The 24523-nt window shown below is 67.7% G+C and carries 27 protein-coding genes; 11 read left to right on the forward strand and 16 right to left on the reverse strand.

Translation table 11 applies throughout. The features are described 5' to 3' along the window. Positions 1-4: 4 nt before the first annotated feature. The 7 genes from ACN20X_RS10180 to ACN20X_RS10210 all read right to left on the reverse strand — a co-directional run bounded on the left by ACN20X_RS10180 (position 5) and on the right by ACN20X_RS10210 (position 7018). Positions 5-1393: an amino acid permease gene (locus ACN20X_RS10180; protein ID WP_016452597.1), complete on the reverse strand. Its 1389-nt coding sequence runs from the start codon at positions 1391-1393 to the stop codon at positions 5-7. 99 nt (positions 1394-1492) lie between these two features. After that, a complete protein-coding gene (locus ACN20X_RS10185) occupies positions 1493-2278 on the reverse strand; it encodes a helix-turn-helix domain-containing protein (protein WP_016452596.1) in 786 nt (261 codons plus the stop codon). Between the two features lie 12 nt (positions 2279-2290). Beyond that, on the reverse strand, positions 2291-2911 hold the full coding sequence (locus tag ACN20X_RS10190; protein ID WP_016452595.1) for a LysE family translocator: 621 nt from the start codon (positions 2909-2911) through the stop codon (positions 2291-2293). Positions 2912-3016: 105 nt separating this feature from the next. Next, entirely contained in the window at positions 3017-3394 is a 378-nt protein-coding gene (locus ACN20X_RS10195; protein WP_016452594.1) for a RidA family protein, read from the reverse strand. A gap of 40 nt (positions 3395-3434) precedes the next feature. After that, entirely contained in the window at positions 3435-4295 is an 861-nt protein-coding gene (gene kynA / locus ACN20X_RS10200; protein ID WP_016452593.1) for a tryptophan 2,3-dioxygenase, read from the reverse strand. Beyond that, positions 4292-5497, reverse strand: a complete 1206-nt coding sequence (locus ACN20X_RS10205) for an amino acid aminotransferase (RefSeq protein ID WP_191625618.1) — start codon at positions 5495-5497, stop codon at positions 4292-4294. The genes kynA and ACN20X_RS10205 overlap by 4 nt, the downstream gene beginning before the upstream one ends. A 75-nt stretch (positions 5498-5572) precedes the next feature. Further along, positions 5573-7018, reverse strand: coding sequence for an amino acid permease (locus ACN20X_RS10210; RefSeq protein WP_016452591.1), 1446 nt, complete (start codon positions 7016-7018; stop codon positions 5573-5575). A 138-nt stretch (positions 7019-7156) separates the two neighbouring features. Here ACN20X_RS10210 and ACN20X_RS10215 point away from each other — a divergent pair, with 138 nt between their 5' ends. Beyond that, the gene (locus tag ACN20X_RS10215) at positions 7157-7627 is read left to right on the forward strand and encodes an Lrp/AsnC family transcriptional regulator (protein ID WP_016448991.1); all 471 of its coding nucleotides are present in this window, start codon (positions 7157-7159) and stop codon (positions 7625-7627) included. A gap of 24 nt (positions 7628-7651) precedes the next feature. On the opposite strand, the gene ACN20X_RS10220 is transcribed toward ACN20X_RS10215, so the two are convergent. Beyond that, a complete protein-coding gene (locus tag ACN20X_RS10220; protein ID WP_473210558.1) occupies positions 7652-7972 on the reverse strand; it encodes a YkgJ family cysteine cluster protein in 321 nt (106 codons plus the stop codon). A gap of 195 nt (positions 7973-8167) precedes the next feature. Between ACN20X_RS10220 and ACN20X_RS10225 the strand changes: the two genes are divergently transcribed. The 3 genes from ACN20X_RS10225 to ACN20X_RS10235 are packed head-to-tail and all read left to right on the forward strand — an operon-like array spanning position 8168 to position 10673. Continuing rightward, positions 8168-8524 (forward strand): FeoA family protein, encoded by a 357-nt coding sequence (locus ACN20X_RS10225; protein WP_016448989.1) that lies wholly within the window; start codon positions 8168-8170, stop codon positions 8522-8524. Next, on the forward strand, positions 8521-10464 hold the full coding sequence (feoB, locus tag ACN20X_RS10230; protein ID WP_473210559.1) for a ferrous iron transporter B: 1944 nt from the start codon (positions 8521-8523) through the stop codon (positions 10462-10464). The genes ACN20X_RS10225 and feoB overlap by 4 nt, the downstream gene beginning before the upstream one ends. 14 nt (positions 10465-10478) lie before the next feature. Further along, positions 10479-10673, forward strand: coding sequence for a hypothetical protein (locus ACN20X_RS10235; RefSeq protein WP_016448987.1), 195 nt, complete (start codon positions 10479-10481; stop codon positions 10671-10673). Between the two features lie 50 nt (positions 10674-10723). Here the strand turns inward: ACN20X_RS10235 and ACN20X_RS10240 are convergent, their stop codons facing one another. The 4 genes from ACN20X_RS10240 to ACN20X_RS10255 all read right to left on the reverse strand — a co-directional run bounded on the left by ACN20X_RS10240 (position 10724) and on the right by ACN20X_RS10255 (position 13565). Next, positions 10724-11071 carry a YkgJ family cysteine cluster protein gene (locus ACN20X_RS10240; protein ID WP_016448986.1) on the reverse strand — a complete coding sequence of 116 codons (348 nt, stop codon included), beginning with the start codon at positions 11069-11071 and terminating at the stop codon, positions 10724-10726. 94 nt (positions 11072-11165) lie between these two features. Continuing rightward, positions 11166-11384 carry a hypothetical protein gene (locus ACN20X_RS10245; protein WP_016448985.1) on the reverse strand — a complete coding sequence of 73 codons (219 nt, stop codon included), beginning with the start codon at positions 11382-11384 and terminating at the stop codon, positions 11166-11168. 41 nt (positions 11385-11425) lie between these two features. Further along, the gene (gene argF / locus ACN20X_RS10250; RefSeq protein WP_016448984.1) at positions 11426-12358 is read right to left on the reverse strand and encodes an ornithine carbamoyltransferase; all 933 of its coding nucleotides are present in this window, start codon (positions 12356-12358) and stop codon (positions 11426-11428) included. Between the two features lie 10 nt (positions 12359-12368). Then, a complete protein-coding gene (locus tag ACN20X_RS10255) occupies positions 12369-13565 on the reverse strand; it encodes an aspartate aminotransferase family protein (protein WP_016448983.1) in 1197 nt (398 codons plus the stop codon). Positions 13566-13914: 349 nt separating this feature from the next. Between ACN20X_RS10255 and ACN20X_RS10260 the strand changes: the two genes are divergently transcribed. Then, positions 13915-14232, forward strand: coding sequence for a DUF3579 domain-containing protein (locus tag ACN20X_RS10260; RefSeq protein WP_012204103.1), 318 nt, complete (start codon positions 13915-13917; stop codon positions 14230-14232). Positions 14233-14469: 237 nt separating this feature from the next. On the opposite strand, the gene rpsT is transcribed toward ACN20X_RS10260, so the two are convergent. Further along, a complete protein-coding gene (gene rpsT, locus ACN20X_RS10265) occupies positions 14470-14769 on the reverse strand; it encodes a 30S ribosomal protein S20 (protein ID WP_016448982.1) in 300 nt (99 codons plus the stop codon). Positions 14770-14950: 181 nt separating this feature from the next. On the opposite strand from rpsT, the gene murJ reads away from it, so the two are divergent. Further along, positions 14951-16516, forward strand: coding sequence for a murein biosynthesis integral membrane protein MurJ (murJ, locus tag ACN20X_RS10270; protein WP_016452589.1), 1566 nt, complete (start codon positions 14951-14953; stop codon positions 16514-16516). A 50-nt stretch (positions 16517-16566) separates the two neighbouring features. Next, the gene (locus tag ACN20X_RS10275; RefSeq protein WP_016448980.1) at positions 16567-17412 is read left to right on the forward strand and encodes a SirB1 family protein; all 846 of its coding nucleotides are present in this window, start codon (positions 16567-16569) and stop codon (positions 17410-17412) included. A 19-nt stretch (positions 17413-17431) separates the two neighbouring features. Here ACN20X_RS10275 and ACN20X_RS10280 read toward each other — a convergent pair whose 3' ends face one another. Further along, complete coding sequence (locus tag ACN20X_RS10280; protein ID WP_016448979.1) at positions 17432-18490, reverse strand: AI-2E family transporter; 1059 nt, start codon at positions 18488-18490, stop codon at positions 17432-17434. Between the two features lie 17 nt (positions 18491-18507). After that, complete coding sequence (purM, locus tag ACN20X_RS10285) at positions 18508-19560, reverse strand: phosphoribosylformylglycinamidine cyclo-ligase (protein ID WP_016452588.1); 1053 nt, start codon at positions 19558-19560, stop codon at positions 18508-18510. 323 nt (positions 19561-19883) lie between these two features. Between purM and hda the strand changes: the two genes are divergently transcribed. From hda to folK, 4 genes are all read left to right on the forward strand, one after another. Next, the gene (gene hda, locus ACN20X_RS10290; protein ID WP_026062235.1) at positions 19884-20582 is read left to right on the forward strand and encodes a DnaA regulatory inactivator Hda; all 699 of its coding nucleotides are present in this window, start codon (positions 19884-19886) and stop codon (positions 20580-20582) included. Between the two features lie 88 nt (positions 20583-20670). Further along, positions 20671-21372, forward strand: coding sequence for a histidinol-phosphatase (locus ACN20X_RS10295; RefSeq protein WP_016448977.1), 702 nt, complete (start codon positions 20671-20673; stop codon positions 21370-21372). Next, entirely contained in the window at positions 21369-22952 is a 1584-nt protein-coding gene (gene pcnB / locus ACN20X_RS10300; RefSeq protein ID WP_016452587.1) for a polynucleotide adenylyltransferase PcnB, read from the forward strand. Before ACN20X_RS10295 ends, pcnB begins: the two co-directional genes overlap by 4 nt. Continuing rightward, a complete protein-coding gene (gene folK, locus ACN20X_RS10305; protein WP_016452586.1) occupies positions 22927-23442 on the forward strand; it encodes a 2-amino-4-hydroxy-6-hydroxymethyldihydropteridine diphosphokinase in 516 nt (171 codons plus the stop codon). The genes pcnB and folK overlap by 26 nt, the downstream gene beginning before the upstream one ends. A gap of 84 nt (positions 23443-23526) precedes the next feature. Here the strand turns inward: folK and ACN20X_RS10310 are convergent, their stop codons facing one another. Further along, entirely contained in the window at positions 23527-24495 is a 969-nt protein-coding gene (locus ACN20X_RS10310; protein ID WP_026062233.1) for a Bug family tripartite tricarboxylate transporter substrate binding protein, read from the reverse strand. Positions 24496-24523: the final 28 nt, after the last annotated feature.

Here is a 24523-nt window from a genome sequence, read left to right on the forward strand (position 1 = left end):
GGTTTCAGTCCTTCTTGCGCGCTTGTGCGCGGGGCCGGTACCACAGCGCATACACCAGGGCCAGCAGGCCCAGGAAGGGCAGGCCCGTGAGCAGCGTCATGTGGAAGACCTCGGTGAAATAGGTGGTGACGATCACGCCCAGCATCAGCGCGGCGCCGGCCAGCGTGAACAGCGGATAGCCCCACATGCGGAACTGCAGGCGCTGGCCCGGATGCTCGCGCGACCAGCGCGCGCGGAAAAACAGATGGGTCACGAAGATCATGAACCAGGTGAACATGGCGCCGAACATGGACACGGACATCATCCACAGCAGCGAGCCTTCGGGCTTCCACAGGTTCACGGCCACGGCCACGGCAATGCCCAGGCAGGAGATGGCAATCGCCGCCACGGGCACGCCGCGGCTGTTCAGCCGCCCGAACACCGAGGGCGCATAGCCGCCGCGCGACAGGCTGAACATCATGCGCGAGGTCACATACAGCTGGCTGTTCATGGCCGACAGCGCGGCCACCAGCACCACGAAGTTGATGATGCTGGCAGCGCCCGGGATGCCGATGATCTCCATCACCTTCACGAAGGGGCTCTTGTCCGTGCCGGCCTGCTGCCAGGGCACGATGGCCAGCATCAGCGCCAGCGTCAGCAGGTAGAAGATCACCAGGCGCGCCATGGTGGTGCGAAAGGCCCGGGTGATGGCGCGCTTGGGGTCCTCGGCCTCGCCGGCCGCCACGGCCACGGCCTCCAGGCTCAGGTAGCTGAAGATGGCGATGATCACGGCCACCCAGGTGCCCCACAGGCCCTTGGGGAAGAAGCCGCCATCGGCCGTGTAGTTGAAAAAGCCGATGCCCTGGGGCTGCGAGCCGAACACCACCCAGGCGCCGATCAGGATGAAGGCCACGATGGCGATGATCTTGACCATGGAAAAGCCGTACTCCACCTGGCCGAAGGCCTTGACGCTGCTGGCGTTGACGGCCACCAGCGCGCCCGAGAACACCACCACCCAGATCCAGCGCGGCACGTCGGGGAACCAGTAGCCCATGTAGATGCCTATGGCCGTCACCTCCATGCCCACGGCCAGCACCACGGCGGCCCAGTAGGCATAGCGGACCATGAAGCCGGCCATCGGGCTGATGTAGTGCTCGGCATAGGCGCCGAACGAGCCCGAGGTCGGATGGGCCACCGTCATCTCTGCCAGGCAGCCCATGAGCAGCAGCGAGATCAGCGCGCCGATGGCGTAGCTGACCAGCACGCTGGGGCCGGCGAATCCGATGGCGAAGGCGCTGCCCATGAAAAGGCCGGTGCCGATGGCGCCTCCGATGGCGATCATCACCATCTGGGCGGCGGACAGCTGCTGGCGCAGGCCGGTTTCTCGTTGCTGAATGTCTTGGAAGGCGGCCATGGTGCGCGGCGGTTGGGGGCTGAAAGCGGAAGGCGTAAGTATCTGCGCTTTCACCGCCGGCCCCGGGCTGGCCGCTGCAAAACCATGGGAGGGTCCGGCTCAGGTTCCGCGTGCGTAGCAGCCCGGCGTCAGCGCATGGTGGGCCTTGAAGGCGCGCTGCAGGTGGGCCTGGTCGGCAAAGCCCATGGCATAGGCCGCATCGGACAGCGCCGCCCCCGTGGCCAGCAGGCGGCGCGCGCCGTTGATGCGCAGGTTCAGGCGGTAGCTGCCGGGCGTCATGCCCGTGGCCGCCTTGAAGCGGCGGATGAAGCGCGTGGCGCTCATGCCGCATTCCTGGGCCAGGGACTGCACGGTCAGGCCTGCATCGGGTCCTGCATGCAGGCGCTGCAGCGCGGGGGCCAGGGCCGCCGCATCGCCGGGCAGGGGCAAGGCTGCGGGCTGGGCACAGCGGTCCAGCAGGTGCTCCAGGCCCAGGGCCAGGCGGTCGGCGGCGGCCGCGCCATCGACGGGGCGGCACAGGCCATCCACCAGGCGGGCGATGTCCGCATCCGTGAGCGTGCGCCGGGGAAAGCGCAGCGCGGCCACGCCCAGCCGCGCGTGCAGCCAGTCGGCATCGACAAACAGCATGCGGTAGGACCATGGCGCGCCGGGGTCGGGATTGCAGGCATGCCAGGCGCCGGGCTCGATCAGCACCACGCCGCCCGCCTCCACGGGCTGCGGGCCGTGGGCATGGTGGAACACGGTGCGGCCCGCGTCCACGATGCCGATCGAGTACTCGGCATGCATGTGCAGCCGAAAGCAATGCGGCGAGCGCGCGCTGTCGCGCAGCTCGGCCCAGGGAGCGGCCGGATGGCGGTGGAATCGGTGGGGAGAGGCTGAAGTCATGGCGGCCAGCCATCATGCCAGCATGGCCGCCACGCTGGCGACCAGCAGCAGGGCCAGCAGGCGGTGGAACAGGCGCTGGCGGCGTTCGGTGCGCAGCCAGCCCGAAAGCAGCTGGCCCAGCAGCGCCCAACTGCCGACCCCCACCAGGCAGGCCAGCAGCGAGATGGCGCAAAACTGCAGCAGCGCCCACGGCGCATTCGCGTGGGGCAGCACGAACAGGCCCACGCCGGCCAGCGCCACCAGCCAGGCCTTGGGGTTGAGCGTCTGCACGGCCGTGCCCTGCAACAGTGCTTGCAGCAGGGCCTGCAGCGTGCGCTGCGATCCGCCGTTTTGCTGCCTCCCGGCCTGGCCCACAGGCGCATTGGCCAGCCGCCAGGCCAGCCACAGCAGATAGGCGGCGCACAGCCACTGTGCGGCCGCAGACAGTTGCGGCAGCGTCTGCAGCAGCCACTGTGCGCCCTGGCCCATGACCCAGACCACGGCCGCATAGCTGGCGCTGGCGCCCAGCACATAGGCGGCAGAGACCAGGCGCGAGCGCGCTGCGCCGTGGCGCAGGGCCAGCACATTGACGGGGCCGGGCGTGATGGCACCCACGAGGGTGAAGACGCCCATGGCGAGCAGCGAGGAGGACATGAGATTTCGCGCGGACGCAGGACTGCACAAGGCACGCAGTCTCGTCCCGCACGCCGGCCCTGTATTGAACGCAATTGCGGGGCGCCGGCATGTCCGTCACATCCTCTAGGGGAGCATGGCGTAGGCCACGATCTCCAGCTTCATGCCCGGCACCACCAGCGCCGAAATCCCCATGCTGGAGCGGTTGGGATAGGGCGCCTCGAAGAACTCGCGGTACACGGCGTCGATGGCCGGCATGTCGGCCACGTCGGTCATGTAGATAAGCACCTGGGTCACATGCGCCAGCGTGCCGCCTGCGGCCTGCAGCGCGTTGCGCAGGTTGGTGAAGGTCAGGCGCGCCTGCTGTCCGATGGGGCCGGTGTCGATGCTGCCGTCGGGCCGCACGGGGCCGTGGGCCGTGAACAGCATCTGGCCGCTGGCCTTGACGGCCCAGGAGAAGGGCTGCTTGAGCGGCGGCAGTCCCACGTCGATGATTTGCTTCATGGTGTCTTGGTTCTTGGTGGTTGTTGTCAGGCGGAAGGCCTTACAGCGCGGTTCTCACGGACCAGATTTCGGGGAACAGCACCACGTCCAGCATCTTGCGCAGGTAGCTGACGCCGCCGGTGCCGCCCGTGCCGCGCTTGAAGCCGATGACGCGCTCCACCGTGGTCACATGGCGAAAGCGCCACAGGCGGAAGGCGTCCTCGATGTCGGCGAGCTTTTCGCCCAGTTGGTACAGGTCCCAGTGCGACTGCGGGTCGCGGTAGACCTGCGCCCAGGCGGCCTCGACCTCGGGGCTGGCCGTGTAGGGCTGGGTCCAGTCGCGCTCCAGGTGCCCGGCAGGAATGGCCAGCCCCTGGCGTGCCAGCAGGCGCAGGGCCTCGTCGTACAGGGAAGGTGCGCGCCATGCGGCATCCACCCGGGCCAGCAGGTCGGGCCGGTGGGCATGGGGCTGGAGCATGGCGGCGTTCTTGTTGCCCAGCGCGAACTCGATGCAGCGGTACTGGTAGCTCTGGAAGCCGCTGGAGCTGGCGAGATACGGGCGCATGGCCGTGTACTCGGTAGGCGTCATGGTGGCCAGCACGGACCAGGCGCCCACCAGCTGCTCCATGATGCGGCTCACGCGGGCCAGCATCTTGAAGGCATCGGCATGGCGGTCGGCCGCCACGGCGGCCGTGGCCGCGCCCAGCTCGTGCAGCATGAGCTTCATCCACAGCTCGCTGGTCTGGTGCTGGATGATGAACAGCAGCTCGTCATGCGTGGGCGACAGCAGTTGCTGTGCGCCCAGGATGGCGTCCAGCTGCAGGTAGTCGCCATAGCTCATGGACTGGCTGAAATCCAGCTGCGCCCTTTCCTCGGCGACGATGCGCTCGGTCAGGCCGCCATGGACGGGGCAGCCGCTCATTGCGGTGCCTCCAGCACCGTGGCAATGGCGTCGGCCACGTACTGCACGTTGGCGGCGGACAGGCCCGACATGCACATGCGGCCCGAGCGGATCAGGTACACGCCGTGCTCGTCGCGCAGGCGGTGGACCTGGGGCTCGGTGATGCCGGTGTAGCTGAACATGCCGCGCTGGGTCAGCAGGAAGCCGAAGTCGCGCCGCTCGCCAAAGCGTTCATGCAGCGCGCCGTGCAGCTGGGCGCGCATGTCCTTGATGCGGCCGCGCATCTGCGCCAGCTCCTGCGCCCATTGGGCGCTCAGTTCGGGCGACGCCAGCACCTGCTGCACCAGGCGTGCGCCACGGGTGGGTGGCGAGGAATAGTTGCTGCGCACCGTGGCCTTGAGCTGGCCCAGCACATTGCCGGCCGTGGACGCGTCGTTGCAGACCACGCTGAGGCCGCCCACGCGTTCGCCATACAGCGAGAAGTTCTTGGAAAACGAATTGGCCACGAAGGCCTGGGCGCCCGCGTCGGCCAGGGCGCGCACGGACCAGGCGTCTTCATCGAGCCCATCGCCAAAGCCCTGGTAGGCCATGTCCACAAAGGGGATCAGGCCGCGCTCCACGATCACCGGGATCAGTTGCTGCCACTGCTCGCGCGACAGGTCCACGCCCGTGGGGTTGTGGCAGCTGGCATGCAGCAGCACCACGCTGCCCGAGGACAGTTCTCGCAGCGTCTGCAGCATGGCGTCGAAGCGCAGGCTGCCCGTGGCCGCGTCGTAGTAGGGATAGCTGTGGGTGCGCAGTCCCGCGCCCTGGAAGATGGCCAGGTGGTTGTCCCAGGTGGGATCGCTGAGCCAGACCTCGGCATCGGGGAAATAGTGCTGGATGAAGTCCGCGCCCAGCTTGAGCGCGCCCGAGCCGCCCAGGGTCTGCACGGTGGCGATGCGCTGACTGCGCACGGCCTCATGACCAGCGCCGAACACCAGGTCCTGCACCAGCTGGCGGTAGGGAGCAATGCCTTCGATGGGCAGGTAGCCGCTGGGGCTTTGCTCGCGGGCCAGGGCATCGCCGGCCTGGCGCACGCAGTCCAGCACGGGCAGGCGGCCGGCCTCGTCGAAATACAGGCCGATGCTCAGGCTGACCTTGTCGGTGCGCGGGTCCTGCTGAAAGGCTTCCATCAGCGACAGGATGGGATCACCGGGGTAGGGCGGGACGTGGCTGAACATCGAGGCGCGGGCGGTATCGAGGGGGGCAAGAGTCGTCATGTGTCTAAGGCAGAGAGAGAAACGGGAGGCCGGATGTCACCGGGCGGGAACCTGGGCTTGGGTGGATGTTGGGGTCTGGGTTGGGGTTGGGGTTGGGGTCTGAGGGGAGGGCTGGCCGGCCGGCCGGCGATACCAGATGGCGTAGACGGCGGCCAGCAGCAGCAAAAAGGGCAGGCCCGTGAGCACGGTCAGGCGGAATACGTCGGTGAACAGCGTGGACACCAGGGCGGCCAGCATCAGCGCCGCGCCCAGCAGCGTCAGCATCGGAAAGCCCCACATGCGAAAGGCCAGCGGCTTGTTGCCCTGGCGCACCCAGTGGATGCGGAAGAACAGGTGGGTCACGAAAATCATGAACCACGTGAACATGGCGCCGAACATGGCCACGGCCATCATCAGCATGAAGGACTGCTCGGGATTGATGATGTTGAACAGCGTGGCCACGGCAATGCCCAGGCAGGACAGCAGCAGCGCCGGCAGCGGCACGCCGCGCGAGTTCACGCGGCCCAGCACGGCGGGCGCATGGCCGGCGCGCGAGAGGCTGAACATCATGCGGGTGGTGATGTACAGCTGGCTGTTCATGGCCGACAGGGCGGCCACCAGCACCACGAAATTGACCACGCTGGCCGCGCCGGGCAGGCCGATGATCTCCATCACCTTGACGAAGGGGCTGCCCTCCTTGCCGGCGGCCGACCACGGCACGATGGCCAGCATCAGCGCGATCGTGGCCAGGTAGAACACCACCAGGCGCACCATGGTGGAGCGGAAGGCGCTGGTGACGGCGCGCTGCGGGTCCTTGGCCTCGCCGGCGGCCACCGCGATCATCTCGATGCTCAGGTAGCTGAAGATGGCGATGATCACGCCCACCCAGGTTCCCCACAGGCCGTTGGGGAAGAAGCCGCCGTTGTTGACGTAGTTGGCAAAGCCCACGCCGTCCGGACGGGCGCCGAACACCACCCAGGCGCCGACCACGATAAAGGCCGCGATGGCGATGATCTTGATCATGGAGAAGCTGTACTCCACGGCGCCGAAGGCCTTGACGCTCATCATGTTCACGCCGATGAGCGCGCCCGAGAAGATCACCACCCAGGCCCAGCGCGGCACCTCGGGGAACCAGTAGCCCATGTACAGGCCCACGGCCGTCACCTCGGTGCCCACGGCCAGCACCACGCAGGCCCAGTAGGCATAGCGGACCATGAAGCCGGCCATCGGGCTGATGTAGTGCTCGGCATAGGCGCCGAACGAGCCCGAGGTCGGGTGGGCCACCGTCATCTCGGCCAGGCAGCCCATGAGCAGCAGCGAGATCACTGCGCCGATGGCATAGCTGATCAGCACGCTGGGCCCGGCAAAGCCGATGGCAAAGCCGCTGCCCAGGAACAGGCCGGTGCCGACGGCACCGCCGATGGCGATCATGGTCATCTGTCCGGCGGACAGCTGCTGTTTGAGTCCGGCTTCGCGCTGGACGATGTCTTCGAAGGCTGGCATGGGTTGTTGTCTCCGTTGCTGTGGGGGGCTTCGGAGGCGGATGCTATGGACGGCCTTCGCGGGGCGTTTAGTAGTTATCCCTAAATCGACTTGATCTTGGATAAGTTATTCTGTGAAACATGAATTCATAGGTGGTTTATGCCAATCGACATCGACAGAACGGACCGGCTGCTGATCCGCGCCCTGCAGGACAACGCGCGGCTGACCTCGGGTGAGCTGGCGCAGCGTGTGCATTTGTCGCAGTCACCGTCATGGCGGCGCATCAAGCGGCTGGAGGACGAGGGCGTGATCACCGGCTACCACGCCGCGCTGAGCCGGCGCGCCATAGGCTTTGGCGTGCTGGCCTTCGTGATGGTGGGCATAGACCACCAGAACGAGGAGTCCTCGCGCCATTTCCAGGAAGCGGTCTGCGCCATTCCCGAGGTCGTGATGTTCCATGGCATCTCGGGGCCGGAGGACTTCCTGCTGGTCGTCGTGGCGCGCGATCTCGACGCCTATTCCGATCTGCTGCTCAGCCGCCTGCACCGGCTGCCCGGCGTGCGCCAGGTGCACACGCATTTCTCGCTGCAGGAATTCAAGGGACAGCTGGCGGGGCTGCCGGTGGAATGACGGCTGGTGGCGCCTGGCAGGCTGCTAGAGCAGGCCGCTGTCCAGCGCCTGCATGCCATGGCGCACGCGCACGCGGTTGCAGGCATCGCTGCCGGCGGCGAACTCGCGGCAGGGCGAGGGGCGCCATTCATAGATGCCGCAATGGGCCTTCTCGCCCACCTTGCCGACCAGGGCCGCGCAGCGGGGACGCGCCCAGTCGGTTCCGCGCATGCGGCAGGTGTGGTCGGTGACTTCCTCGGCCAGCCCGGCTGGCACGCGGCCGCCCTGCGCCTGCGACTCGTGCACGGAAAAGTCCACGCGAAACGATGCGCAGCAGGCGCCGCAGCTCAGGCAGGGTTGGGTCATGGCGTGGGGAGGGGAGTGCGCAAAGGCCGTGTCGGCGTCGGCCGCCATTGTGCCGCGCGCCGCCCGCCTGGGCCCGCCAGGGGGCAAAGCCGGGAACGCAAAACCCTGTCCCGCACTCCGATACCATGCGCGGTCCCGCCGCCCGGGTTCGATCAAAATCAAAATGAGAATAAAAATCAATTGATACAACACGCCATGCATTCGATGAACCCCGCGACGGACGCTGCGGCTCCGTCCACGCTGTCCGCGCCTCCCATGTCCTCCTCTGCTGCCGTTGCCGCCGTTGCTGCCACCACGGCCATCACCCTTGATGCCCTGCCCCGTCAGGTATCGGCGCGCGTGGTCGAGCTCCATGCCGCACGCGATGCCAGCGAGCAGGAACTGCTGCTGCGGCTCATGGAGATCGGCTTTCTGCCCGGCGAGCCCGTGCGCATCCTGGCCGCGGGCTTTCCGGGCGACGACCCGCTGGCCGTGCGCGTGGGCCAGACCACGTTCGCTTTGCGCCGCCATGAGGCGGCCCTGGTGCGCGTGGCGCCGGAGGCGGTGGCATGAGCGCGTCGTCCTCTCCCAAACTCATTCAGCCGCTGCAGCCTGCCCAGGGCGGCGGCGGCAGCGGTGATTCCGCACTGCGCCTGGCCCTGCTGGGCAATCCCAACTGCGGCAAGACGGCGCTGTTCAACCTGCTGACCGGCGCACGCCAGAAGGTGGCCAACTACGCGGGCGTGACCGTGGAGCGCAAGGAAGGCTGGCTGAGCACGGCCAGCGGCCGGCGCGTGCGCGTGCTGGACCTGCCGGGCACCTACAGCCTGCATGCGCACAGCGAGGATGAGCGCATCACGCGCGACATCGTCTCGGGTCGCCATGCGCGCGAGGCGCCGCCCGAACTGCTGGTCTGCGTCACCGACGCCACCCATCTGCGCCTGAACCTGCGCCTGGTGCTGGAGGCCCAGCGCCTGGGCCTGCCCATGCTGCTGGTGCTCAACATGAGCGACATGGCCAGGCGCCAGGGCATCGATATCGACCGCGAGGCGCTGTCACGCGCCCTGGGCATGCCCGTGCTGTCCACGGTGGGCGTGCGCCAGGACGGCGCGCGCGAACTGCTGCAATGGCTGGACGGCCCCGAAGCCCGCGCCCTGGCGGCGCCGCAGCTGCAGGCCCCGGCCCGCCCGGGCGATGCGCGCGAGCAGGTCCTGGCCCTGCACCAGCAGGTGGCCCGCATCATGGCCGACTGCGTCAAGGAGCCCGTGGCGGACACCCGGCGCGACGACCGCATCGACGCCGTGGTGCTGCACCCGCTGTGGGGCATGCTGCTGCTGGCAGCCACGCTGTTCCTGATGTTCCAGGCTGTGTTCAGCTGGGCACAGCCGCTGATGGATGGCATCGAGGGCGGCGTTTCGGCCGTCTCGGCCCTGGTCAACGAGCACATGCCCGAAGGCGCGCTGCGCAGCCTGCTGGCCGATGGCGTGATCGCCGGCACGGGCGCCGTGCTGGTCTTCCTGCCGCAGATCCTGATCCTGTTCCTGTTCATCCTTGCACTCGAGGATTCGGGCTACCTGCCGCGTGCCGCCTTTTTGCTGGACCGCATCATGGGCAAGGTCGGCCTGTCGGGCCGCTCCTTCATTCCGCTGCTGTCCAGCTTCGCCTGCGCCGTGCCCGGCATCATGGCCACGCGCTCCATCACCAGCTGGCGCGACCGCCTGGTGACCATCATGATCGCGCCGCTGATGACCTGCTCGGCGCGCCTGCCGGTCTATGCGCTGCTGATCAGCGCCTTCATTCCCGAGCGCACGGTGGGCGGCATCTTCAATTTGCAGGGCCTGGTGCTGTTCGCGCTGTACGTGGCCGGCATCGCCAGCGCCATGGCCGTGGCCGGCGTGGCCAAGCTGGTGGGCCGCAGCGCCGGCCCCACGCCGCTGCTGATGGAGCTGCCCTCCTACCGCTGGCCCAGCCCGCGCAGCCTGGCCCTGGGCCTGTACGAGCGCGCCATGATCTTCCTGCGCCGCGTCGGCGGCATCATCCTGACCGTGAGCATCGTGCTGTGGTTTCTGGCCAGCTACCCGGCGCCGCCCGATGGCGTCACCGAAGCGGCCATCCGCTACAGCTTTGCAGGTCGCATCGGCGGCTGGCTGGAGGTGGTGCTGGCGCCGATCGGCTTCAACTGGCAGATCGCCATCGCCCTGGTGCCCGGCATGGCCGCGCGCGAAGTGGCCGTCAGTGCCATGGGCACGGTCTATGCACTGTCCGCTGCCAGCGACGAGGCCATGGCCGAGCAGCTGGGGCCGCTGATCGCCCATACCTGGTCCCTGGCCACGGCGCTGTCGCTGCTGGCCTGGTTCGTGTTCGCGCCCCAGTGCATTTCCACGCTGGCGGCCGTGCGGCGCGAGACCAATGGCTGGCGCTATCCGCTGCTGATGACGGGCTACCTGTTCGCGCTGGCCTACCTGGCCAGCTTCATCACCTACCGCGTGGCCCTCGCGCTGGGCGCGGGCTGAGGAGGGCATTGAGCATGTGGCAAAACATCATCGTGGGCGTGATCGTGGTGGTGGCGGCCGTGTCCCTGGTCTGGCGCTACCTGCCGGCGCGTTGGCGGCTGAAGGCCGGTCAGCTGCATCCGTCGCTGGCGCCCAAGGACGGGGGCGGCTGCGGCGGCTGCAGCGCCTGCGGCGGAGACAGCTGCGCACCGGACAGGCGCCAGCCATAGCGCCAGATCGGTCGACAGGCCGGTCGCCGGGCCGCCGGCCGGTTGCACGCTCAGGCAGCGGCCAGCCAGATGCGGGCGCCGTCATCCAGCGCAGGCAGGCCATGCGCCAGGCGCGCAGCGTTGCAGCGGTCCGTGCCCATCTCGAATTCCCGGCAGGTCGATGAGCGCTGCTCGTAGATGCTGCATGCCACCTGTTCGCCGCAGCGGCCCGTGAGGGCCGTGCAGCGCACGGGGCGGCGCTCGGTGCCGTTCATGCGCCAGCGGTTGCCGTGGACCTCATGGGCCAGTTCATCGGGAACGGTGCCGCCCATGGAGCGCAGTTCGTAGACGGAAAATTCGACACGGAAGTGTTCGCAGCAGACGCCGCAGTTCAGGCAGGGATGCAGGGCTTCGGACATGGAAGTTCTTCTTCGGGAGACAGCAGGGCACGCACAGGCTTGCCGCGCCCGGTGCCCGGGGCGGCGCATAAGGCTGGGAAGAGGGGGTGCGGCCCTAGGTATGGCCCTGGAGGAACTTCAGATAGAAGGTGTGGATGCGCACGAACAGCGCACGCACCCGGGCCGCGAAATGCCGGCGCGGCCCGAAGAACGAGGGCACGCGCGTATGGCGTGCAATGTGCGGATGGCGCAATGCGCAGCCGCCCAACGGAAACACCGCCTGGGGGCGCTTGGCCTGCAGGCGGTGTCTGGAGTGTTCGTGGCTCAGGTGCATGGGTGTGAGGGAATGCGCCTGGGCCAAAGGAGTGGGCGTGATCAGCCCGGCTGGCGGCCCAGCAGCAGGTACTCCATCAGTGCCTTTTGCACGTGCATCCGGTTCTCTGCCTCATCCCAGACCACGGACTGCGGCCCGTCGATGACCTCGGCCTGCACTTCCTCGCCACGGTGGGCGGGCAGGCAGTGCATGAACAGGGCGTCGGCACGCGCGGCGGCCATCATCTCGGCATCCACGCACCAGTCGGCGAAGGCCTTCTTGCGGGCCTCGTTCTCGGCCTCGTAGCCCATGCTGGTCCACACGTCGGTGGTCACCAGGTCGGCGCCCTTGCAGGCATCCAGCGGGTCCTTGAAGACCTTGTAGCAGCCCTCGCGCGGCGCCTTGCCGCCAAAGGCCAGCTTCTCGTCCACTTCGTAGCCGCCCGGCGTGCTGACGTGGACGGTGAAGCCCAGCAGGTCGGCCGCCTGCAGCCAGGTGTTGGCCATGTTGTTGCCGTCGCCGACCCAGGCGACGGTCTTGCCCTGGATGGAGCCGCGGTGCTCGATGAAGGTGAAGATGTCGGCCAGGATCTGGCAGGGGTGGAACTCGTTGGTCAGGCCGTTGATGACGGGCACGCGCGAGTACTCGGCAAAGCGCACGATCTTGTCCTGGCCGTAGGTGCGGATCATCACCAGGTCGGTCATGCGGCTGATGACGCGCGCGCTGTCCTCGATGGGCTCGGCGCGGCCCAGTTGGCTGTCGCCCGTGGTCAGGTGGACCACCGAGCCGCCGAGCTGGTACATGCCGGCCTCGAAGCTCACGCGGGTGCGCGTGCTGGCCTTCTCGAAGATCATGGCCAGCGTGCGGTCGCTGAGCGTGTGGTGCTTTTCGTAGTTCTTGAACTTCTTCTTGATCAGGGCCGCGCGCTCGAGCACATAGGCGTACTCGTCGGCCGTGAAGTCGGAAAACTGCAGATAGTGCTTGATGGCAGTCATAGGCAGGTCCTCATTCGGACAGGAATTGCACGATCAGGGGCTTGAGCTTGGCGACCACTTCGTCGGCCTCGGCCTCGGTCATGATCAGCGGCGGCACCAGGCGCACCACGGTGTCGGCGGTCACGCTGAACAGCAGGCCGGCTTCGGCGCCACGGCCCAGCAGGGCGCCGCAGGGCTTGTTCAGCTCGATGCCGATGATCAGGCCCTGGCCGCGCACATCGACCACGCCCTTGACGTCGGCCAGCTCCTTTTGCAGCGTGGACTTCAGGCGGTCTCCCACCTTGGTGGCATGGGCCAGCAGGCCGTCTTCTTCCATGATGCGGATGGTTTCGATGCCCGCACGCATGGCCAGCGGATTGCCGCCGAAGGTGGAGCCGTGGTTGCCCGGCTGCAGCACGGTGGCCGCCTTGCCATGGGCGACGACGGCGCCGATGGGCACGCCCGAGCCCAGGCCCTTGGCCAGGGTCATCACGTCGGGGACGATGCCGGCCCACTGGTGGGCGAACCACTTGCCCGTGCGGCCCATGCCCGCCTGGACTTCGTCGAACATCATCAGCCAGCCGTTGGCATCGCACAGGGCGCGCACCTGCTGCATGTACTCGATGCGCATGGGGTGCAGGCCGCCTTCGCCCTGGATGGGCTCCATCATCACGGCCACCACGTCGGGGTTGCCGGCCGTGGCCTGCTGCAGCGCCTCGAAGTCATTGACCGGCACGCGCAGGAAGCCGTCGAGCAGCGGGCCGAAGCCGTCGCGCACCTTGGGGTTGCCCGTGGCCGTCATGGTGGCGATGGAGCGGCCGTGGAAGGCATGCTCGTAGACCACGATCACCGGCTTGGCGATGCCCTTGTCCACGCCGTACTTGCGCGCGATCTTGATGGCGGCCTCGTTGGCCTCCAGGCCCGTGCTGCAGAAGAAGACATTGGTCATCTTCGCGCGCTCGGTCAGCAGCTTGGCCAGCGTTTCCTGGCCGGGCACATGGTAGTAGTTGGAGGTGTGGATGAGCTTGGCCACCTGGTCCTGCAGCGCAGGCACCAGCTTGGGGTGGTTGTGGCCCAGCGTGTTCACTGCAATGCCGCCCAGCGCATCGAGGTACTGCTTGCCGTTGACGTCCCACACGCGGCAGCCCTGGCCTCGCTCCAGAGCGATCGGTACGCGGCCATAGGTGTTCATCACGTGGGGCGAGGCAGCCTCGATGAAAGCGGTCATTGCAAAAATCTCCTGAGCTGGAAAGTAAACGGCATCCGGGCGTTGCCGCCGCAGATGCCTGAAAAACAGCGAAGCCCGATTCTAGGGGCCGCGCAATGGCCTACCGTTGCGGTTTGCGCATCACAGCCATGCAATGAACCTACGCCACACTTGGTTAGTGCGCTGCACAACGGTCCAGCTCTTATATAAGAGATAAAATGCCCGCTTGGCCTGCCGGCAGCGATCCTGTCTGCGGGCTCTGACTTTTTTGAAGGACTTGCGCAAACAGGAAGTGGCAAGGTGCTGGGCCCCTTGGCAAGCCGCCTGTTTTGCTCCTTGTTGCACAAGTCGTATTTTGGTGCGCATCCTGATGGTCTCTCCCTCCAGCAAAGAACTGTTCATCCAGGGCATCACCCACGAAGGCAAGACTTTCCGGCCCAGCGACTGGGCCGAGCGGCTGGCAGGCGTCATGAGCCAGTTCCGCCCCGGTGGTGCCCAGCGCGGCAGCCACCTGAGCTACTCGCCCTGGTGTGTTCCCACAACGCTCAACGGCGTCAAGTGCGTGGTCGTGCATCGCGACCTGCGCGACTACGAGCCCATGGCCTGGGATTTCTGCCTGAATTTCGCCAAGGACAACAACCTGCAGGTTGCCGAAGCCTGCCTGATACCGGACGAGCCGGCCCGCTGAGGCCGGCTTCTTTTTTTGCGGGGCCGGTTCCCGCCCGATGTGAAGCGCGCCTGGGGTGCGTTTTTTTTCGGCTGCGCTTTGCTGGTGGAGACGGGCTTTTCCTTCGGTGCGATGCGGACGGCGGCGCCTTTGTCCAGGCACAAAAAAACCGCCCGAAGGCGGTTTTCTCGTTCGCTGACAGCGCACCCGTTACAAACGGCAGATGGCCGGGGCCATCCGTGCGGTTGCCTAAGTGGATTAGGCGGCGGGGGCTGCCAGGGCCTTGACCTTGGCGGACAGGCGGCTCTTGTCGCGAGCGGCCTTGTTCTTGTGGAAGATGCCCTTGTCGGCGATCGTGTCCAGAACGGATTGGGCTGCGGCAAACAGTTCGGTTGCCTTGGCCTTGTCGCCAGTCAGAACGGCCTTCTCGACCTTCTTGACGGCGGTGCGGTACTTGGAACGCAGCGAAGTGTTGGCTGCGTTGAGCTTGACGTCCTGGCGGGCGCGCTTGCGGCCGGATGCCAGGCGGGGGTTCTTCTTTACGGGCTTGGATGCCATGATATGTATTCCTAGTGTCTGAGGATGTTGTCGGCGAAGCGCGGGATTATAGCATGCAGTCCCTTCAGGGCCTGTGGGCCCCAGGCCGCGCAATCGGGCCTGTTGCAACGGAGTGCAAGAGCCGTCCGGCCCGCCCTGGCACGCAACTGCGGTGGCCGTGCCAGCGCATACACTCCCCACGGTGTCACTGTTCAAAGCCGCCTCCACCGTTTCCCTGCTGACGCTGGCCTCCCGTATCACCGGGCTGGTGCGCGATCTGCTCATGGCCTCCATGTTCGGAGCCAATGCGCTGACCGATGCGTTCAATGTCGCGTTCAGGATTCCCAATCTCTTCCGGCGCCTGTTCGCCGAAGGCGCCTTCAGCCAGGCCTTCGTGCCGGTGCTGGCCGCCAGCAAGGCCAAGGAGGGGGAGGAGGCCACGCGCAGGCTGATCTCCCATGTGGCCACGCTGCTGTTCTGGGTGCTGCTCGTGACCTGCGTGCTGGGCGTGGTCGGCGCGCCACTGCTGGTCTGGCTGCTGGCCAGCGGCCTGCGCCAGTCGCCCGAAGGCTATGACGCAGCCGTGCTGATGACGCGCTGGATGTTCCCCTACATCGGCTTCATGTCGCTGGTGGCGCTGTCGTCCGGCGTGCTCAATACCTGGCGGCGCTTTGCCGTCTCGGCCGCCACGCCCGTGCTGCTGAACCTGGCCATGATTGCCGCCGCCTTCTGGGGTGCACCCTGGCTGCAGGCGCGCGGCATAGAGCCCATCTATGCCATGGCCGGCGGTGTGATGCTGGGCGGCGTGCTGCAGCTGGCGGTACAGCTGCCGGCGCTGGCAGGCCTGGGCCTGCTGCCGCGCATCGGGTTTTCTCCAGCCGCCTTGCGCCAGGCTTGGCAAGAGGCCGGCGTGCGCCGCATCCTCAGGCTGATGGCGCCGGCGCTGCTGGGCGTGGGCGTGGCCCAGGTCTCGCTGATGATCAACACCCAGATCGCCTCCTATCTGCAGCCGGGCAGCGTGACCTGGCTGTTCTATGCTGACCGGCTCATGGAGTTTCCGACGGCGCTGCTGGGCGTGGCGCTGGGCGTGGTGCTTACGCCCCAGCTGGCCGCGGCCAAGGCGGCCGACGACTCGGAGCGCTACTCGGCCATGCTGGACTGGGGGCTGCGCCTGGTGGTGCTGTTTTCCGTGCCCTGCGCGGTGGGGCTGCTCACTTTCGCCGAGCCGCTCGTGGCCACGCTGTTCCACCGTGGCGCGCTGCAGGACAGCGATGTGGGCCAGATCGCGCTGGCGCTGGTGGGCTACGGCGCCGGCCTGGTGGGCCTGGTGGCCATCAAGGTGCTGGCGCCCGGCTACTACGCAAGCCAGGACATCCGCACGCCCGTCAAGATCGCCATCGTGGTGCTGATCATCACCCAGCTGCTCAACCTGGTGCTGGTGCCCTTCATGGCGCATACGGGTCTGGCGCTGTCCATCGGCCTGGCGGCCCTGGTCAATGCGGGCTGGCTGCTGTGGGGGCTGCTGCGCCGGGGCGTCTACCGTCCCAAGCCCGGCTGGGGGCGGCTGGCCTTGCAGGTGATTGCGGCCAGCAGTCTGCTGGCCGTGCTGCTGACCTGGGGAAGCCAGCATTTCGACTGGATTGCGCTGCGTGCCAACGGATGGCAGCGCGTGGGCCTGCTTGCCGGCCTGATGGCGGCCTCGGCCCTGCTGTACTTTGGCGCGCTGTGGGCAGCCGGGCTCAAGCTGCGGGCACTGCTGCGGCGCTAGCCCGAACCCGCATAATTGCAGGCCTGGGCGCTGCAAATTCACAAGGCATCATGAGCTGGAGCTACGACGACACGCCAACGGCCCTGCAATACTTTGCAGCGCTGGTGCAAAGCGATGAACACCTGCCGCTGATGGAGGCGGCAATCAGCATCGCCCAGGATGCCGTGCCCGATCTCGACCTGCAGGCGGCCAGCGCCGAACTGGACCGGCTGCAGGTGCGCCTGGTCCAGCGCCTGGCTGGCGAAACCGATCCGCTGCAGTGCCTGCGCGGACTCAACCAGTTCTTCTACGGCGAGCTGGGCTTTGGCGGCAATCTCAACGACTACTACGACCCCGCCAACAGCTACATCCACCATGTGCTTCAGACGCGGCGCGGCATTCCCATCAGTGTGGCGCTGATCTGGCTGGAGCTGGCTGCGGCCATCGATCTGCCGGCGCAGGGCGTGAGCTTTCCCGGCCATTTCCTGGTCAAGATGCGCCTGCCCCAGGGGCAGGTGGTGATGGACCCGTTGAGTGGCGAGTCCTTTTCTGCCAACAGCCTGGCCGAGCGGCTGGAGCCCTTCTGGCAGAGCGCGGGCCTGTCGGCCGAAGAGGCCGCTCCGCTGGGCATGTACCTGCAGGGCGCCTCGCCGCGCGACGTTCTGGAGCGCATGCTGCGCAACCTGCAGGAAATCCACCATGCCCGGCGCGACTGGCCGCTGCTGGTGGCCGTGCTCAACCGGCTGGCCGTGCTGCGGCCCGACATGCCCGAGATCCTGCGGGACCGGGGGCTGGCCTATGCGCAATGGGGGGTGACCGAGCGTGCGCTTGAAGACCTGGAGCGCTTCCTGCAGTCCCAGCAGGGCGCGCAGGCCGTGGCCGTGCGCGAGGTGATCCGGCGGCTGAGAGGGCTGTAGCCGCCCGCGCGTGGGCTGATCAGACCAGCCGGACGGCTTCCAGCTCTTTCTTGAGATAGGCGTAGAACAGCGGAGCGGCCACCAGGCCTGCAGGGCCGAACACCGATTCGGCCACGAACATCACCGCCAGCAGCTCCCATACGCCCATGTGCGTGCGCTGGCCCACGACCTTGGCGTTGATCACGTACTCGGCCTTGTGGATCAGGATCAGAAAGCCCAGGCAGGCGGCGGCGGCCACAGGGGACACCGACAGGCCCACAATGGTGATCACCGCATTGCACAGCAGGTTGCCCACGATGGGCACCAGGCCTGCAATGAAGGTCAGCGTGATCAGGGCTGGCGTGTAGGGCAGGGTCAGGTTCCAGTGCGGCAGCACGCCCAGAAGGAAGATGGCCGTGAGAAAGGTATTGAAGGCCGCAATCCAGAACTGGGCCGCCACGATCTGGCGGAAGGCCAGTCCCATGAGCCGGATGCGCTCGCGCAGCGCTGCCACCAGGGGCGGGCGGCGCGTGACCATGGGCCGCACGGCGGCCAGGGCGCCGATGATCAGGCCCACGTAGGCATAGAGCAGGCCGGTGAGCCAGGCGCGGCCCGCATGGGCCAGGGCGCCGGCCTTGGCGGCCAGGTAGCTGGCCAGCAGGTGCTGGATTTCCTGTGCGCCGTCCGGCAGCTGGTCGGCCATGTCGGCCGGCAGCTTGTCACGCAGCTCCAGCACCGTGTGCGCCAGATAGTCGAGCAGCTCGCGGTACTGCTGCGGCGCGTCGGTGATGTAGGTGCGCGTGTGCGACAGCGCGCCGCTGAGCAGGGCCAGCGGCGCAAGAATGACGATGGTGGCTGCCACCAGTTGCGTCCAGCGCGGCAGCGAGCCGCGCCGGGACTTGGGCTGGGCGCGTGACAGCAGCCCGGCAAGCGCGCGCGTGACCAGAAAGCCCACGCAGACGCACAGCATGCCCGGCAGCAGCCCCTGCCACATGATCAGCAGCAGGGCGCCGGCCATCAGCACATAGCTGGACAGCGTCACGCCGCGCGTGGGCGCGGGCTGCGGGGAGATGATGGGCGAGGGCAGGTGCTGGGTCATGCGCTGCGGGCCCGTGGTCAGCGGACCTCGACAGGCTCGCCCTCGCCGCGTGCGGCGATGCGTCCGATGGTGTGGACCGTCTCGCCCAGCTTCGCGAGCGTGGCGGCCGTGGCTTCGGCAGCCTCGGCGGGCACGACAACGACCATGCCGATGCCGTTGTTGAAGGTGCGGTTCATTTCCACGGCATCGATGCCGGCCGTCTTCTGCAGCCAGGCGAACAGCTCGGTCTGGGGCCAGCTGCCGGCATCCAGGTGGGCGGCCAGGCCTTCGGGCAGCACGCGGGGGATGTTCTCCAGCAGGCCGCCGCCCGTGATGTGGGCCAGCGCCTTGATGGGGTGCTGCTCCAGCGCCGCCAGCACGTTCTTCACGTACAGGCGCGTGGGTTCCATGATGGCCTGCTTGAACGGCTTGCCGTCCAGCGTTTCGGGCAGGCTGCCCTGGCTTTCGGCGCGCTCGATGCACTTGCGCACCAGGGAGAAACCGTTGGAGTGCACGCCGGCCGAGGCCAGTCCCAGCACCACGTCGCCAGCAGCAACGCTCTGGCCCGTGAGGATCTTGGACTTTTCGACGGCGCCGACGGCAAAGCCGGCCAGATCGTATTCGCCGGCCGGGTACATGCCGGGCATTTCGGCGGTTTCACCGCCGATCAGTGCGCAGCCCGACAGCTCGCAGCCGCGCGCAATGCCGCCGACCACGGCAGCGGCCGTGTCCACGTCCAGCTTGCCGCAGGCGAAGTAGTCGAGGAAGAACAGGGGCTCGGCGCCCTGGACCAGCACGTCGTTGACGCTCATGGCCACCAGGTCGATGCCGACGGTGTCGTGCATGTTCCACTCGAAGGCCAGCTTGAGCTTGGTGCCCACGCCGTCGGTGCCCGAGACCAGCACGGGCTCCTTGTAGCGCTTGGGCACCTCGAACAGTGCGCCGAAGCCTCCGATGCCGGCCATCACGCCTTCGCGCATGGTCTTCTTGGCCAGCGGCTTGATGCGCTCGACCAGCGCGTCGCCAGCGACGATGTCGACGCCGGCGTCTTTGTAGGAGATCGGGGTAGAGGAGGGGGCAGAAGAGCTCATGGATGGGTACGGTGCGGTAGGCCCGAGGCCGGGCTGGAACCCCGGGATTCTACGGCGCCGGCCGCCGGCAGGCGCGCGCGCCAGTGGGCTTCGAGGGGGCTTTCGTTGCACAAGCGGGCCGGCTGCCGCCGTGCCGTGCGCCGCGCAGACTAAAATCCCTGTTGCGCCCGGGAACGCCCCGGCGTCGCCCGCCTTGCCGCAGCGCTGCGGCAGGGCGGGCCTGTCTTTGCTATCAACCCAATGCCGTTGCCGATTCCTTTGCCTGCTTTTGCCGCATGGACCCGCCTGGACACAGGAAAGGGGGCGCTGCGCGTATGTCGCAGATGAAGCAGCTGGCTCTGGATATCAGCATGGCGTCGAGCCCGACGCTGTCGCGCTTTTTCGTCGGCCCCAATGCCGCGGTGATCGATCATTTGCGCCATTGGGTGGGCGATGGCCGCATGCAGACGGCCCGCACGCCAGTGCCCACTTATCTTTGGGGCGAATCGGGCTCGGGCAAGACCCATCTGCTCAAGGCCGTGCGCGAGGCCCTGCGCGAGCAGGGTGCCATGGTGGGCTGGATGGATGCCTCCACCCTGTTCCCGCCGCCCTTCGACGAGCGCTGGGCGGCGGTGCTGATGGACGATGTGGACATCTACACTCCGCTGCAGCAGGCGCGGGCCTTCAACTGGTTTGTGAATGCGACGAGCCCGGCCACGGGCTCGCCGCGCTGGGTGCTGGGGGCCGGCCCGCTGCCGCCGGCAGACCTCAAGCTGCGCGAGGATCTGCGCACGCGGCTGGGCTGGGGCCATGTGTTCCAGCTGCAGCTGCTCGACGAAACCGCGCGCCGCGCGGTGCTGCGCCAGGAGGCCGATGCCCGTGGCGTTTTTCTGGGCGACGATGTGATGGACTACATGCTCAAGCGCTTCTCGCGTGACCTGGGCAGCCTGATGCAGCTGCTCGACATGCTCGACGGCTTTGCGCTGCGCAACAAGCGCGCCATCACCATTCCGTTGCTCAAGACGATGCTGGAAACCGAATGAGCCCGCATTTTCTTGTGGGCAGGGACTGCGGGAGCCGGCGGAGCCTGCGTTGCAAGGGCAGCGCGGGACCCATTTTTTTAGGATATGCATGACCTCTGATCAGAAGCAACTCCGGCCCCGGCTGGCGTTGTTCGACCTGGACCACACGCTGCTGCCGCTCGATTCGGACTATGAGTGGGGCGAGTTCACGACGCGCATCGGCTGGACCGATCCGGTCGAGTTCGGCCGCCGCAATGCCGAGTTCTTCGCGCACTACCAGGCGGGCACGCTCGACGTGCACGACTATGTGCGCTTTGCCACCGAGGCCTTCTGCGCCCGTGGCGCGCAGCAGGCCGCCGAGGCGCACGAGCGCTTCATGCGCGAGGTGATCACCCCCGCCATCCGTCCCCAGGCACTGGAGCTGCTGCGCACGCACCAGCAGGCGGGCGACCAGATCATCATCGTCACGGCCACCAACGAGTTCGTGACGCGCCCCATCGCCGCCGCCCTCGGCGTGCAGGAATTGATCGCGGTGGAACTGGAGCGCGACGCGCAGGGCTGGTTCACGGGCGAGATCCGTGGCACGCCCAGCATGCGCGGCGGCAAGGTGCAGCGCATGCAGCAGTGGCTGGATGCGCGCGGCCTGCAATGGAGCGGCGTGGAGACCTTCTTCTACAGCGACTCCTGGAACGACGTTCCCCTGCTCGAGCGCGTGGACCACCCCGTGGCCACCAACCCCGACACTCGGCTGCGCGCCCTGGCCCAGGAACGTGGCTGGCGCATTCTGGACCTGTTTGGCGAAGCACCATGATCAAGAACATCATCGACAAGCTGCTGGGCAAGGCCTCGGCCGCCCCACGGGCGCGCAAGTCGCCCTTCGGCAAGCGCCAGGAGGTGCCCGTGCAGGTGCACGGCATCGATCCCAACCTGGTGGACCGGCGTGCCCTCGACGTGGTCGAGACGCTGCAGGACGCGGGCTACGAGGCCTACATCGTCGGCGGCGCCGTGCGCGACCTGCTGCTGGGCCTGCGCCCCAAGGACTTCGACGTGGCCACCAATGCCACGCCCGAGCAGGTCAAGGGCCTGTTCCGCCGCGCCTTCATCATCGGCAAGCGCTTTCGCATCGTGCACGTGGTCTATGGTCGCGGGCGCGAGAACGAGGTCATCGAAGTCTCCACCTTCCGCGCCTTCCTGGACAACAGCGCGGCCGAGGCCGTGAGCGGCAACGAGCGCACCAGCAAGGCCCAGCTCGCCGGCATGCACCATGCGGTGGACGCCAGCGGCCGCGTGCTGCGCGACAACGTCTGGGGTCCGCAGGACCAGGATGCCACGCGCCGCGACTTCACGATCAACGCCATGTACTACGACCCGCGCACGCAGATCGTGGTCGACTATCACAAGGGCATTGACGACGCCAAGAAGCGCATGCTGCGCATGATTGGCGACCCGGCCACGCGCTACCGTGAAGATCCGGTGCGCATCATCCGCGCCGTGCGCTTCGCCGCCAAGCTGGCGGGCAAGGGCTTCAAGCTCGAGCCCAAGACGGCCAAGCCCCTGGTGGAGTGCGAGCCGCTGCTGGCCGATGTGCCGCAAAGCCGCCTGTTCGATGAAATGCTCAAGCTGCTGCAGACCGGCCATGCGCTGGCTTCGGTGGAGCAATTGCGCGGCCTGGGCCTGGCGCGCGGCATCTACTCGCTGCTGGATGTGGTGGTCGAGCGTGCCGAGCAGCCCTTCGTGCAGGCCGCTCTGACCGATACCGATCGCCGTGTCGAGGAAGGCAAGCCCGTGGCACCCAGCTTCCTGCTGGCCTGCGTGCTGTGGCATGACGTGAAGACCGGCTGGGAGCGCCGCCTGAACCAGCGTCAGCACCCGTTTCCCGCGCTGCAGGAATCCATCGACGAAGTGTTCGACCAGCGCATCGGCGATGTCTCGGGACGCGGCAAGCTGGCCGCCGACATGCGCGAGATCTGGGTCATGCAGCCGCGCTTCGACAAGCGCACGGGCGCCACGCCGTTCAGCCTGGTGGCCCAGCCGCGCTTTCGCGCGGGCTTCGATTTCATGCGGCTGCGCGCCGATATCGGCGAGGTCGAGGAAAGCCTGGCCAGCTGGTGGCAGGAGTTCCAGAATGCCGACGACGCGCGCCGCGACGACCTGATCGCCCAGGCGCGCGACGAGCAGCGCGCCCGCCAGCGCAGCGCCGAACCCAAGGTGCACCGCGTGCCCAAGGTCCGCCAGCCGCGCGATGGCGTGAACCTGGCGGAAGGCGTGCAACCTGAGGATCCCGCACCGGCACAGGCTGGCGGCGAGGAGGCTGCAGCGCCCAAGAAGCGGCGGCGCCGCCGCCGCAAGCCCCAGGGCGGGGGCGATGGCGGCATGGGCGGCGATGACTGAGCCAGGCCACTGGGTCGCCATCGGCCTGGGCGCCAACCTCGGTGACTGCGGCCAGGCCCTGGGCCAGGCCTTGAAGGCCATCGGCGGCCTGACGGGCACGCGCCTGCTGGCCGTCTCCTCGCTCTACAGCACGGCGCCCATCGATTCCAGCGGTCCCGACTATCTGAACGCCGTGGCCGCCGTGCGCACCACGCTGCAGCCGCTGGCGCTGCTCGATGCGCTGCAGGCCATCGAACTGGCGGCCGGGCGCGAGCGCCCCTACCGCAATGCGCCGCGCACGCTGGACCTGGACATCGAGCTGTGGGGCGACGAGCGCATCGCGCTGCCGCGCCTGAGCGTGCCGCACCCGCGCATGCACGAGCGCGCCTTCGTGCTCGTGCCGCTGGCCGAGATCGCGCCTGAGCGCGTCACGCCCGCGCAGCTGCAGGCCGTGGCGGGGCAGGGCATCTGCCTGGCGCACAAGCCTGGCTGGCATCTCCGGCAAGCCTGAATCCCGACAGTGGCCTGAATGAAAAAGCCGCAGCGCCCTGAGGGCGGCTGCGGCTTTTTGCCAGGCGGGACGCGATGGATCGGCTCAGTCCACCTTCGCTCCGGAGGCCTTGACGATGGCCTGGTACTTGGCGCGCTCGGCCGCCATGAACCTGTCGAACTCGGCGGGCGTGGAGGACACGGGCTCGGCCATCAGGGTCTCGAAGCGGGTCTTGGTCTCGGGCGCGGCCAGTGCGTCGGCAAAGGCCCGGCTCAGCTTGTCCAGCACGGGCTTGGGCGTGCCGGCCGGGGCCACCAGGCCCCACCAGGTGTCGATGGCAAAGCCGGGGAAGGTCTTGGACAGCGCGGGCACGCCGGGCAGCAGCGTGGTGGGGTTCAGCGAGGTCACGGCCAGCGCCTTGAGCTTGCCCGAGCGGATATTGGGCGCAGCGGCAGCCAGGTTGTCGATGTTGAAGTCCACCTCGCCCGACAGCAGGGCCAGCTGGGCCGGGTTGGCGCCACGGTAGGGCACGTGCAGGGCGAAGATGCCGGCTTTTTGCTTGAGCATTTCGCCGGCCAGGTGGCCTGCGCTGCCGTTGCCGCCGCTGCCGTAGTTGAGCTTGCCGGGGTGGGACTTGGCGTAGGCGATCAGGTCGGCCACGCTGTGGATCTTGAGCTGCTCGGCACGGGCCGCATTCATCACCAGCACGTTGGGCACGCGCACCATCTGGGTGATGCCCGCGAAGTCCTTGCCCGCGTCGTAGGGCATCTTGGTGTACAGCCAGGGATTGACGGCATGGGTGGCCGTGGCGGCCAGGCCGATGGTCATGCCGTCCGGCGTGGCGCGGGCAATGGCGTCGGCGCCGATGTTGCCGCCGGCGCCGGCCTTGTTGTCGATGATCACCACTCCCAGGGAGTCACGCACCCGCTCGGCCAGCGCGCGCGCGGTGATGTCCAGCGGACCGCCGGGCGCATAGGGCACGATCAGGCGGATGGGCTCTTGCGCCAGGGCAAGCGGGGAGGCCAGGGCAGCAGCGGCCGCCATGACCGAGAGAAGGCTGTTTCTACGGTTCATAGGGGCGCTATTGTGCAAAAAAATTGCG

Source organism: Delftia sp. PX-1 (assembly GCF_055797465.1).